The sequence below is a fragment of the Janthinobacterium sp. SUN120 genome (assembly GCF_030397735.1).
GTDB classification, from domain to species: Bacteria; Pseudomonadota; Gammaproteobacteria; order Burkholderiales; family Burkholderiaceae_D; genus Janthinobacterium; species Janthinobacterium kumbetense.
The window spans coordinates 1,159,196-1,170,158 of sequence record NZ_JAPUBW010000002.1 but is presented as its reverse complement, the minus strand read 5'-3'; the positions used below and the strand labels follow the sequence as shown (position 1 = coordinate 1,170,158).

Annotated in this window: 11 protein-coding genes; 8 read left to right on the top strand and 3 right to left on the bottom strand. The window is 65.3% G+C overall.

The annotated features are described in order from the left end of the window. Positions 1 to 63 precede the first annotated feature (63 nt). The 5 genes from O0879_RS14950 to eutC are packed head-to-tail and all read left to right on the top strand — an operon-like array spanning position 64 to position 4,922. Entirely contained in the window at positions 64 to 618 is a 555-nt protein-coding gene (locus O0879_RS14950) for a GbsR/MarR family transcriptional regulator (protein ID WP_289898848.1), read from the top strand. Beyond that, positions 615 to 1,256: a DUF4166 domain-containing protein gene (locus O0879_RS14945; protein WP_289917143.1), complete on the top strand. Its 642-nt coding sequence runs from the start codon at positions 615 to 617 to the stop codon at positions 1,254 to 1,256. The genes O0879_RS14950 and O0879_RS14945 overlap by 4 nt, the downstream gene beginning before the upstream one ends. Then, complete coding sequence (locus tag O0879_RS14940) at positions 1,253 to 2,716, top strand: TIGR01777 family oxidoreductase (RefSeq protein ID WP_289917141.1); 1,464 nt, start codon at positions 1,253 to 1,255, stop codon at positions 2,714 to 2,716. The genes O0879_RS14945 and O0879_RS14940 overlap by 4 nt, the downstream gene beginning before the upstream one ends. 34 nt (positions 2,717 to 2,750) lie before the next feature. Next, positions 2,751 to 4,139 carry an ethanolamine ammonia-lyase subunit EutB gene (locus O0879_RS14935; RefSeq protein ID WP_289917139.1) on the top strand — a complete coding sequence of 463 codons (1,389 nt, stop codon included), beginning with the start codon at positions 2,751 to 2,753 and terminating at the stop codon, positions 4,137 to 4,139. Between the two features lie 9 nt (positions 4,140 to 4,148). Next, the gene (gene eutC, locus O0879_RS14930; RefSeq protein ID WP_289917137.1) at positions 4,149 to 4,922 is read left to right on the top strand and encodes an ethanolamine ammonia-lyase subunit EutC; all 774 of its coding nucleotides are present in this window, start codon (positions 4,149 to 4,151) and stop codon (positions 4,920 to 4,922) included. 10 nt (positions 4,923 to 4,932) lie between these two features. Here the strand turns inward: eutC and tsaD are convergent, their stop codons facing one another. Continuing rightward, entirely contained in the window at positions 4,933 to 5,973 is a 1,041-nt protein-coding gene (tsaD, locus tag O0879_RS14925; protein ID WP_251351735.1) for a tRNA (adenosine(37)-N6)-threonylcarbamoyltransferase complex transferase subunit TsaD, read from the bottom strand. A gap of 209 nt (positions 5,974 to 6,182) precedes the next feature. On the opposite strand from tsaD, the gene O0879_RS14920 reads away from it, so the two are divergent. Next, positions 6,183 to 6,593, top strand: coding sequence for a nitrite reductase (NAD(P)H) small subunit (locus tag O0879_RS14920; RefSeq protein ID WP_289917134.1), 411 nt, complete (start codon positions 6,183 to 6,185; stop codon positions 6,591 to 6,593). Between the two features lie 45 nt (positions 6,594 to 6,638). Here the strand turns inward: O0879_RS14920 and O0879_RS14915 are convergent, their stop codons facing one another. After that, entirely contained in the window at positions 6,639 to 7,700 is a 1,062-nt protein-coding gene (locus tag O0879_RS14915; protein WP_099666639.1) for a 3-deoxy-7-phosphoheptulonate synthase, read from the bottom strand. 150 nt (positions 7,701 to 7,850) lie between these two features. After that, positions 7,851 to 8,528: a hypothetical protein gene (locus O0879_RS14910; RefSeq protein ID WP_289903662.1), complete on the bottom strand. Its 678-nt coding sequence runs from the start codon at positions 8,526 to 8,528 to the stop codon at positions 7,851 to 7,853. Positions 8,529 to 8,675: 147 nt separating this feature from the next. Here O0879_RS14910 and ybiB point away from each other — a divergent pair, with 147 nt between their 5' ends. Both ybiB and O0879_RS14900 read left to right on the top strand, forming a co-directional pair. Beyond that, the gene (gene ybiB, locus O0879_RS14905; protein ID WP_289917132.1) at positions 8,676 to 9,668 is read left to right on the top strand and encodes a DNA-binding protein YbiB; all 993 of its coding nucleotides are present in this window, start codon (positions 8,676 to 8,678) and stop codon (positions 9,666 to 9,668) included. A gap of 56 nt (positions 9,669 to 9,724) precedes the next feature. Next, positions 9,725 to 10,939, top strand: coding sequence for an NAD(P)/FAD-dependent oxidoreductase (locus O0879_RS14900; protein WP_289917129.1), 1,215 nt, complete (start codon positions 9,725 to 9,727; stop codon positions 10,937 to 10,939). Positions 10,940 to 10,963: the final 24 nt, after the last annotated feature.

The following is a 10,963-nucleotide window of genomic DNA, read 5'->3' as shown; positions in this document are numbered from 1 at the left end:
TCGTGCTTGACTCGGTTTCTGTTCCGTCTTACATTTCTGTAACGACAGAAATAAGAGAAAATCATGGAATTGAGTCCAACCACGCAAAAATATATTCTGCACTGGGGGGAAATGGGTACCCGCTGGGGCGTCAACCGCACCGTGGCACAAATCCACGCGCTGCTGTTCCTGGCGAATGAACCGCTGACGGCGGAAGACATCGCGGCCAGCCTGAACGTGGCCCGCTCGAACGTCAGCAACAGCCTGAAGGAATTGCAAAGCTGGGGCCTGGCGCGCATTACGCACGTGATGGGGGACCGGCGCGACCATTTCGTGGCATTGCAGGATGTGTGGGAAATCTTCCGCGTCATCATGGAAGAGCGCAAGCGGCGCGAGATCGACCCCACCCTGACGGTGTTGCGCGAATGCGCGATCGAGGGCGAGCACGATGCGGCGATACCGCCGGCGACGCTGGAGCGCATGGGTGAAGTGCTGGCGTTTCTGGAAATGCTCAGCAGCACCTACAGCGACTATAAAAACCTGCCGCCGGCGACCCTGCAGCGCATGCTGTCGATGGGCGGCAAGGTGGCCAAGTTCCTCAGCCCGGAAGACAAACCGGGCAAGCGCGGGGAATCATGAACAGCCCCTCGGAAGGAGAACTGTTCAAGAAGGTGATGGGCGAGCAGTGGCTGACCCTGCACCCGGACATCCGCCGCCGCTTCGAGAAAAATCCCGCGCCGGGCCAGCCCCTGTACTACCGCGGTGAACTCAGTGAGCTCACCAGCTCGCGCCTGGGGAAATGCCTCGGCTGGCTGACGCGCCCCTTCATCGATGGCGCGCTGATTCCCCATGACGACCACGACTTCCCCGTTGATATCGAAGTCTATTCGCGCCCCGGCTGCCCCTTCATCTTCAAGCAGCGCACCTACCGCCTGCACGGGCGCGCGCCGATCCGCTTCACCTCCTACATGGCCGAAAGCGCGAAGGGCGAAGTGCTCGAATACGTGGGCATGGGGTTGGGCATGAAGCTGCTGCTCCACGTCGAGGATGGCAACCTGCACTTCACCAGCGACGGCTATTTTTGGGACCTGTTCGGCTGGCGCATGCCGCTGCCCGGCGTGCTCACGCCCGGCAAGACCTATCTGTGCCACCGCAACGAGACGCCGCAGCAGTTCAACATCCGCATCGAGATTCGCCACGCGCTGTTCGGCACCACGTTCACCCAGGCGGGCGTGTTCCGCGAGTCCGCCGCACCGGAAATGAAGGAAACACCATGAATACGCATCTGCTGGCCCTGCAACTGATGGCGGCGCAAGGCTGCCTGGGCGCCTTCGACACCATCTACCACCATGAAATCACGGAGGCGCTGCCGCAAAAGGCGTCCGCACGGCTGGAATTGACCATCCATGCCACGCGCGCCCTGATCTACAGCTTGCTGTTCGTGGGCCTGGCCGCCTGGGAGTGGCATGGCGCCTGGGCCTGGGTGCTGGTCATCGTGTTTGGCGTGGAAATCGTGCTGACCCTGTGGGATTTCGTCGTGGAAGACCAGACCCGCCTCTTGCCCGCCACGGAGCGGGTCACGCACACGGTACTGGCGATTAACGCGGGCGCCTTCATCGCCTTGCTGGCCCTGAACAGCAGCGAGTGGGCCACGTTGCCGACGGCCCTCGTGTGGCAGCCGTATGGCTGGCTCAGCGTCTTCCTCGCCCTGTGCGGCGTGGGCGTGGGCTTGTCCGGCCTGCGCGACGCGTATGCCGTGTGGCAGCTGGGCCGGCGCAAGGTGCAGGAAAAGCAAGAGCAGGAAGAGCACCTGCGCTTTGCCGCCGCGCCGCAGTCCGTGCTGGTGACGGGCGCCACGGGTTTCATCGGCCAGCAACTGGTCAGCGCCTTGCTGGCCGATGGGCATGCGGTGACGGTGCTGACGCGCCAGCCGAAACAGGCCGCCTGGACCTTCGATGGCCAGGTGCGCTGCATCGATTCGCTGGACGCATTGGCGGATGCGCAGCGCATCGACATGGTGGTCAACCTGGCCGGCGCGCGCATCGTCGGGCGGCGCTGGACGGAGGCGCGCAAGGCGGCGCTGCGCCGCAGCCGGGTGGCGCTGACGCAGGAACTGGTGGCGTGGATCGCCCGCGCGCAGCACAAGCCGCGCGTACTGCTGTCGGCATCGGCCATCGGCTATTACGGCGTGCAGCCGCAGGGCGACGCGACGGAGTTGACGGAGGAGAGCGCGCCGCAAGCCATCTTCATGTCGCAGCTGTGCCAGGAATGGGAAGCGGCCGCGCGCCAGGCGGAGGCATTTGGCGTGCAGGTGGGTTGCATGCGCTTTGGCCTCGTCTTCGGCCACCAGGGTTCGCTGCCGCAGATGCTGCTGCCGATCCGCTTTGGCGTGGGCGGCCCGCTGGGCAGCGGCAAGCAGTGGGTTACGTGGGTGCACGTGCGCGACGTGATTCGCGGCATCGCCCACCTGGCGCGCCGCAGCGAAGATGCCACCGTCAGCGGCGCCTACAACTTCTGCGCGCCGGAAGCCATCGAGCAGCGCCGCTTCGCCCAAGTGGCGGGCGCCGTGCTGCACCGCCCCAGCTTCCTGCCCACGCCGGCCTTCGTCATGCGCGCCATGCTGGGCGAGCAGGCCGACTTGCTGGTGGAAGGCCAGCGGGTCGCGCCGCGCCGGCTGCTGGGCGAGGGCTTTGCCTTCCGCTACCCACAGCTGGAAGGGGCGCTGCGCAGTTTATAAGTTGGCGTAAGATGGGGATGGGAGGAACCGAACCATGCCCCGTTTCAGCCATACGATAGACAGCCATACCTATGCCTTCGCCAGCCTGAAGGAGCTGCTGGCGAAGGCCACGCCGCCCCGTTCGGGCGATGTGCTGGCCGGCGTGGCGGCAGCCAGCGCGCGCGAACGGGTGGCGGCGCAGCTGGCGCTGGCGGACGTGCCCTTGTTGACCTTTCTCAATGAGGCGCTGGTGCCGTACGAAGACGATGAAGTCACGCGCCTGATTATCGACAGCCACGAGCGCGCCGCCTTGGCGCCGATTTCCCACCTGTGCGTGGGCGATTTCCGCGACTGGCTGCTGGACGACGCGACGGATACGCCAACGCTGTCCCAGGTCGCCGCCGGCATCACGCCGGAAATGGCGGCCGCCGTCTCAAAAATCCTGCGCCTGCAGGACCTGGTGCTGGTGGCCCGCAAGTGCCGTGTCGTCACGGCCTTTCGCAATACCCTGGGCCTGGAAGGCCGCCTGTCCACGCGGCTGCAGCCGAATCATCCGACGGACGACGCCACGGGCATTGCCGCCTCCATCCTCGATGGCCTGCTGCTGGGCAGCGGCGACGCCGTGATCGGCATCAATCCGGCCACCGACAATGTGGCGCAGGTGGTCGCGCTGCTGCACCTGCTCGATGCCGTCATTGATCAATATCAGATTCCCACACAGTCGTGCGTGCTCACGCACATCACCAATACGCTCGAGGCGATACGCCGCGGCGCGCCCGTCGACTTGGTGTTCCAGTCGGTGGCGGGCACGCAGGCGGCCAACCGCAGCTTCGGCATCGACTTGTCCCTGCTGGCCGAGGGCCAGGCGGCCGCGCTGTCGCTGGGACGCGGCACGGTGGGCAACAACGTCATGTATTTCGAGACGGGGCAGGGCAGCGCCCTGTCTGCCGGCGCACACCACGGCATGGACCAGCAGACGTGCGAGGCGCGCGCATATGCGGTGGCGCGCGCCTTCCAGCCGCTGCTGGTCAATTCCGTGGTGGGCTTCATCGGCCCCGAATACCTGTACGACGGCAAGCAGATCATGCGCGCGGGGCTGGAAGACCATTTCTGCGCCAAGCTGCTTGGGCTGCCCATGGGCTGCGACGTGTGCTACACCAACCACGCGGAAGCGGACCAGGACGACATGGATGCCTTGCTGACCATGCTGGGCGTGGCCGGCTGCAATTTCATCATGGGCGTGCCGGGCGCGGACGACATCATGCTTGGCTACCAGAGCACCTCGTTCCACGACGCCCTGTATGCGCGCCGCGTGCTGGGCCTGCGTCCGGCGCCCGAATTCGCGGCCTGGCTGGCGCGCATGCGGATCACGGATGCGCAGGGTAATCTGAACACGGCGCTGGCGCCCGCCTTCCAGGCGGCCCTGCTGCGCCTGGGCGATTAGGGAGGATACATGGACGAGAAAAGCCCGTGGCAGACGTTGCGCGCGCATACGGCGGCGCGCATCGCGCTGGGGCGCTGCGGCGTGAGCGTGCCGACCAGCGCGCAGCTGGCGTTCCAGCTGGCCCACGCGCAGGCGCGCGACGCCGTGCACCTGGCGCTCGATGGCGACGCCCTGGCGCAGGCGTTGGCGGAACAGGGGCAAGCCTGCGTGCAGCTGCACAGCGCCGCCGCCACGCGTGCCGACTACCTGCAGCGGCCCGACCTGGGCCGCCGGCTCGATGATGCTTCGCGTGCGCGCCTGGCCGCCGGCGCCACGGGAACCGACCTGGCGCTGGTGGCGGCCGATGGCCTGTCGGCGCTGGCCGTGCAGCGCCACGCGGCGCCCTTCCTGGCCGCCTTGCGCGAACGGCTGGCGCTGGAAGCGTGGACGCTGTCGCCGCTGCACATCGTGGCGCAGGGACGGGTGGCCATCGGCGACGAAATAGGGGAGTTGCTGAAGGCGCGCGCCGTACTGGTGCTGATCGGCGAGCGGCCGGGCCTCAGTTCCCCTGACAGCCTGGGCCTGTACCTGACGTGGGCGCCAAAAACAGGCTTGCTGGACGAGCGCCGCAACTGCATCTCGAACGTGCGCCCGGAAGGGCTGGCGTATGCGCAGGCCGCGTACCGGCTGCATTATCTGCTTTCGCAGGCGTTCAGCCGGCAGCTGTCGGGCGTGGAATTGAAGGATGAAACGGTGGAAGAGAGCGCGGCCCTGGCGGGCGCGCGCAATTTCCTGCTGGAGTGAGCGGTGGGGATCAGACTTCGCGGATTTCGTCCAGCGGCCAGCGCGGGCGCACATTGAACGAGTAATCGTGCTTGGCCGCCTGCGGGTTGATTTGCAGGCGCATGGCGCCGGCAAAGGCGATCATGGCGCCGTTATCGGTACAGAATTCCAGCTCCGGGTAATACACTTTGAAGCGTTTCTTGGCGGCCGCCGCGTTGAGCGAGGCGCGCAATTGCGCGTTGGCGCCCACGCCGCCGGCGATCACCAGGCGTTTCAAGCCCGTGTGCTTGAGGGCCGCCACGCATTTGGCCGTCAGCACGTCGACGATGGCGTCGACGAAGCCGCGCGCGATGTTCGCCTTGTCCTGCTCGCAGATATTCGCGATGACTTTTTCTTCATGATTCTTGACCACCGTCAGCACGGCCGTCTTCAAACCGGAGAAACTGAAATTGAAATCCTTCGAGTGCAGCATCGGGCGCGGCAGCTTGTAGGCCAGCGGGTCGCCGAATTCGGCCAGGCGCGAAATAGCGGGGCCGCCCGGATAGCCGAGTCCCAGCAGCTTGGCCGACTTGTCGAACGCTTCGCCGGCCGCATCATCGAGCGTTTCGCCCAGCATCGTGTACTGGCCCACGCCATCGACGCGCATCAGCTGCGTATGGCCGCCCGAGACCAGCAGGGCGATGAAGGGGAATTCCGGCGGTTCCGACGCCAGCAATGGCGACAGCAGATGGCCTTCCAGGTGGTGGATGCCCAGCACCGGCTTGTTGATGGCCAGGCCCAGGCTGCAGGCGACGGACGACCCGACCAGCAGCGCGCCGGCCAGGCCGGGACCCTGCGTGTAGGCGATAGCGTCGATCTCGGGCAGGGTGATGCCGGCCTTGGCCAGGGTTTCATCGAGCAGCGGGATGGCGCGGCGGATATGGTCGCGCGACGCCAGTTCCGGCACCACGCCGCCATATTGCTCGTGCATGGCTACTTGCGAGTAGAGGGCGTGCGACAGCAGGCCGCGTTGCGTGTCGTACAAGGCCAGGCCGGTTTCGTCACAGGAGGATTCGACGCCAAGAACAATCATGAAGGTACTGAATAGGGAGGAGTAATCCGCCATTGTAAAGGAAAGCCGGCTGGTCCACCGTGCGGCGGGCGCACCATTTCGGCGGCAGTGTGCACTTGCGCAGTGCGCCGCGGCGGGTTTTTTCCCCGCATGTTGGCCATTTTTCGCCTGTGCGGCACTGGCACCGCTCTTGCTTAGACAGGCGTGTGCCTTTCTCAAGGGAGTTCGCGATGTCGGAACAATGGAAAATGATTTGCCGCCTGAAGGACATGCCGCCGGCGGGCGCGCGCATGGTGCAGCGGGGCCTGGCGTGGCAGGACTTGCCCGGCGTGGCGCTGTTTCGCGCCCTGGATGACACGGTGTACGCGCTGCTCGATACGGTGCCTTGCCTGGGAGGCCCGCTGGCGCACGGGGTGCTGATGGAGAAAAACCTGATGGGGCCGAAGAACAGCTGGATCATCGAGCTCGATTCGGGCCGCCTGGTGGCGCCCATGCAGGGCATGGCGCGCACGTACGCCGTGCGCATCCTGGACGGGCGCATCTACCTGGACGTCAATGAACTCAATATCCCGGCCAGCAAGGCGGAACAGGCGCTGGCGGGATCGTTCGCCGTGCTGCCGCATGTGCAGATGGCAGTGTGAAAAAAAACGGCGCACAGGGCGCCGTTTTTCGTCTCCGCGAGAGGCTTACGCCGGGCGGTTCAACAAGTGCGCATGCGCGTCGCGCAGCATGGTCGCCGTCGTGTCCCAGTCGATGCAGCCGTCGGTGACGGAGCAGCCGTAGGTCAGTTGCGACAGGTCTTGCGGGATCTTCTGGTTGCCGCCGACGATGTTCGATTCGATCATCACGCCCACCAGCGAGCGGTTGCCCTGGCGGATCTGGTTGACCACGTCGGCCATCACCAGCGGCTGCAGTTCCGGCTTCTTGTAGCTGTTCGCGTGCGAGCAGTCGACCACCAGGTTGGCGGGCAGCTTGGCCTTGGCCAGCGCCTGTTCGGCAATGGCGATCGACACGGAATCGTAGTTCGGGCGGCCGTCGCCGCCGCGCAGCACGACGTGGCCGTATGCGTTGCCGCGCGTGCGCACGATGGCGACGTTGCCTTCGCCGTTAATGCCCAGGAAGGAGTGCGGGTGCGCCGACGACAGGATGGCGTTGACGGCGATGCTGATGTCGCCATCGGTGCCGTTCTTGAAGCCGACGGGCGTCGACAGGCCGGACGACATTTCGCGGTGCGTCTGCGATTCCGTGGTGCGCGCGCCGATGGCCGTCCAGGCGATCAGGTCGCCGAGGTATTGCGGCGAGATGGGGTCCAGCGCTTCGGTGGCGGTGGGCAGGCCCAGTTCGCACACGTCGAGCAGGAACTGGCGCGCTTTTTCCATGCCTTCGTTGACCTTGAACGAGTCGTCCATGTACGGATCGTTGATATAGCCCTTCCAGCCCGTGGTGGTACGCGGTTTTTCGAAATACACGCGCATCACCAGCAGCATCGTGTCCTTGACTTCCTCTTGCAGCGCTTTCAGGCGGCGCGCGTAATCGAGGCCGGCGACGGGGTCGTGGATCGAGCACGGACCGACGACGACGAACAGGCGCTGGTCCTTGCGGTCGATGATGTTGCGCAGCGCTTCGCGGCCGCGGCTGACGGTGTCGAAGGCGCTTTCCGACAGGGGCAGCTTGGCGTGCAGTTCGGCCGGTGTCGGCATGGGCGCGAAAGAGGTGACGTTGATATTTTCGATGTCTGGCGTATTCATGATTCTGGCTCGGCTTTCGCTATTGCGTTCTTTAAGAGGCAATAGTGTAGCGGAAATGCGGCCTGGCGGCGGGGATGGGGCCAAAACGGGAATGGCTGAGTTGTTTTTATGGCAGGGCCGACACGCCGCCGGCCCCTTGCTTCCGGGCGCTTAATGACCGCCGGCCAGGCTGGCGCCAACGCTGTAGCGGGCGATGCGCGGGTAATTGCCGGCCAGCTCGGGTGGCCGGGACAGGCCGGGATGGCGCCGCACATGCGCAAGAATGGCGCTTTCGTGCTGGCGTATCTGCGTATCGAGGCAGGCGATCTGCTGGCGCAGCAATTGATGCAGCGCAATCTGGCCCGCATGGAAATGGGTTTCCAGGCGCGCCATTTCCTGCTGGCGCAGCTGCCGCACGGCTTGCAGGCGGCGCAGCCACTGGCGCAGCTCCACGTAGGCGGGCGAAGGCGGCGTCCAGGGGACAGGGCGTGCTGCCGCGCAATACTTGGCCAGCACCACGGCGCCGCGCACCGCGCCGCCGGGCAGGCCGCAGCCGCGCGCATACGCTTCCAGCCGGCCGGGCTCGGCATCGCAGACCAGCATGCCCATGCCGGCCAGCGCGCTGGCGGCCGCCTCGCTGTGCGGCTCGTTCACGCGCATGCAGACGCGCAAGCCCATGACGGACACGTCGTTCCTTTGCAGCCAGCTGCGCAGCCAGCGGTAGCCGGCCATGTCGTTTTCCAGCACCTTGCACAGCACTTCGCCGCCCGAGAGCAGCACGGCTTTCAGCAGCAGCTTGCTCGTTTCGATGCCGACGAAGGCCGTTTCCTGTTTGCTTGCGTGTTCCATGATGAGTCCTCCTGTGCAGTCTTATACGCAGCGGTGGTGCGTTTGGATGCAGTTCCATCCAAGAAATAGCTTGAAAGACTGTTGCATTGGCGTCCATGGCGGCTTCCAGCCCGTCTGCAAGGGGGAGAATCCGTGTAAACTGGCGCCATGACGACTGTTTCCATCCCCCATACCGATGTGGCCGGCGAGCCATTCCCCGCAGCACGTTTCATCAAGGAAATAGGACGCGGCAAGAACGGCGCGCGCAGCATGACGCGCGATGACGCCCGCGCCCTGTACCGCGCCATGCTCGAGGGCCGCGTGTCGGACCTGGAATTGGGCGGCATTTTGTTGTCGATGCGCATCAAAGGCGAATCCGTGGACGAGATCGCCGGCTTCCTTGACGCGGCTGAGGCATCGTTCGCGCCGCTGGCCGCGCCAGCCGGTGCATTTGCCCCGATCATCATTCCCAGCTACAACGGCGCCCGCAAGATGGCCAACCTGACGGCCCTGCTGGCGCTGCTGCTGGCGCGCGCGGGGGCGCCCGTGCTCGTGCATGGCGTGACGGGCGACCCGGGCCGCATCACGACGGCCGAAGTGCTGGCCGCGCTGGGCGTGCCTGCCTCGCCGGACCATGCGCAGGCCGAGGCCGCCATGGCGCGCGGGGAAGCCGCCTTCCTGCCCATCGCTGCGCTGGCGCCGCGCCTGGCGCACATGCTGTCCCTGCGGCGCGTGCTGGGCGTGCGCAATTCCACGCACACCCTGGTGAAAATCATGCAGCCGTTCGCCGGTCCCGCCCTGCGCCTGGTGTCATACACGCACCCGGAATACCTGGAAATGCTCGGTGAATATTTCCTGATGGCATCAGATCCGGCGCGCGGCGACGCTTTCCTGATGCGCGGCACGGAAGGCGAAACGGTGGCCAACGCCAACAAGGCGCAGCAGATCGACTGGTTTCACGGGAGCGAACGCACGGTGCTGGTGGAAAAACAGTTGCTGGTGGAAGAGTTGCCGCACTTGCCGGCCGAGCGCGATGCGGCCACCACGGCCGCCTGGATCGCCGCCGTGCTGCGCGGCGAGGTGCCCGTGCCGCCATCGATCGCCGAGCAGGTGGAGCAATGTCTGATGGCATCGCGACAGATTGCAGCACGGCCGCGCTAGCCGCGCCGCCGCAGTTTACAATGGCGTCTTTGTAATCAGCGGTGACCGGAATTCTTATGGCAAAACAATTTGATGTGGCAGTGATCGGCGCGGGCGCGGCCGGCATGATGTGTGCGGCTGTTGCCGCCCAGCAAGGCAAGCGCGTGGTGTTGATCGATCACGCGGCCAAGCTGGCCGAAAAGATCCGCATCTCGGGTGGTGGACGGTGTAATTTCACCAATATTAACGCTACGCCACAAAATTTCCTCTCGGAAAACCCGCATTTCTGCAAGAGCGCCCTGTCGCGCTATACGCCGCAGGATTTCCTCGCGCTGGTGAAAAAATACCGGATCGGCTACCACGAAAAGCACAAGGGCCAGCAATTCTGCAATGAATCGGCCGAACAGATCATCGAGATGCTCAAGGACGAATGTGCCGCAGGCGGCGTGCATTGGCGCATGCCGTGCAAGATCGATAATGTTGCCCAACAGGAAGATGGCGGCTTCGTGCTGCAGACGGACAGCGGCGACATCGAGACGGCCAGCATCGTCATCGCCACGGGCGGACTGTCGATCCCGAAGATCGGCGCCACGGATTTCGCCTACCGCATCGCCAAGCAATTCGATTTGATGATGGTCGAACCGCGCCCGGCCCTGGTGCCGCTGACGTTCGACCCGACCAGCTGGGCGCCGTTCGCGGAACTGTCCGGCATCGCGCTGGAAGTGGATGTGGAAACGGGCAGCCTGAAAGGCCGCAAGGCCACGGGCGCGCGTTTCCGCGAAGATTTGCTGTTCACGCATCGCGGCTTGTCGGGCCCGGCGATTCTGCAGATTTCCAGCTACTGGCTGCCGGGCGAGCCCATCGTCGTCAACCTGTTGCCGGAAGTGGACGTGGCGCAGACCTTGATCGAAGGTAAGGGCACCTTGAAGAAGCAGCTGGGCAATATCGTCGCGCAATGGCTGCCGCAGCGCCTGGCCGACTGTTTGCTGGCCGTCAACGGCCTGGCGCCGGATGCGCGCATCGCCGACATGCCCGACGCGCAGCTGCGCAAGCTGGGCCAGGCCATCAATGCCTGGTCCATCGTGCCGAACGGTTCCGAAGGCTATCGCAAGGCGGAAGTGACGCGTGGCGGCATCGACACGCGCGAACTGTCGCAGCAGACCATGATGGCGAATAAGGTGCCGGGCCTGTATTTCATCGGCGAATCGGTCGATGTGACGGGCTGGCTGGGCGGTTACAACTTCCAGTGGGCGTGGGCTTCCGGCGTGGCGGCAGGTATTGCCTTGCAGTAAGCAAGTCTGTAGGATGGGGTTCTG

Excerpts from the sequence above, each read along its gene's own strand:
- O0879_RS14950 (WP_289898848.1), top strand. The coding sequence starts at position 64 with ATGGAATTGAGTCCAACCACGCAAAAATATATTCTGCACTGGGGGGAA.
- O0879_RS14945 (WP_289917143.1), top strand. The coding sequence starts at position 615 with ATGAACAGCCCCTCGGAAGGAGAACTGTTCAAGAAGGTGATGGGCGAG.
- O0879_RS14940 (WP_289917141.1), top strand. The coding sequence starts at position 1,253 with ATGAATACGCATCTGCTGGCCCTGCAACTGATGGCGGCGCAAGGCTGC.
- O0879_RS14935 (WP_289917139.1), top strand. The coding sequence starts at position 2,751 with ATGCCCCGTTTCAGCCATACGATAGACAGCCATACCTATGCCTTCGCC.
- eutC (WP_289917137.1), top strand. The coding sequence starts at position 4,149 with ATGGACGAGAAAAGCCCGTGGCAGACGTTGCGCGCGCATACGGCGGCG.
- tsaD (WP_251351735.1), bottom strand. The coding sequence starts at position 5,973 with ATGATTGTTCTTGGCGTCGAATCCTCCTGTGACGAAACCGGCCTGGCC.
- O0879_RS14920 (WP_289917134.1), top strand. The coding sequence starts at position 6,183 with ATGTCGGAACAATGGAAAATGATTTGCCGCCTGAAGGACATGCCGCCG.
- O0879_RS14915 (WP_099666639.1), bottom strand. The coding sequence starts at position 7,700 with ATGAATACGCCAGACATCGAAAATATCAACGTCACCTCTTTCGCGCCC.
- O0879_RS14910 (WP_289903662.1), bottom strand. The coding sequence starts at position 8,528 with ATGGAACACGCAAGCAAACAGGAAACGGCCTTCGTCGGCATCGAAACG.
- ybiB (WP_289917132.1), top strand. The coding sequence starts at position 8,676 with ATGACGACTGTTTCCATCCCCCATACCGATGTGGCCGGCGAGCCATTC.
- O0879_RS14900 (WP_289917129.1), top strand. The coding sequence starts at position 9,725 with ATGGCAAAACAATTTGATGTGGCAGTGATCGGCGCGGGCGCGGCCGGC.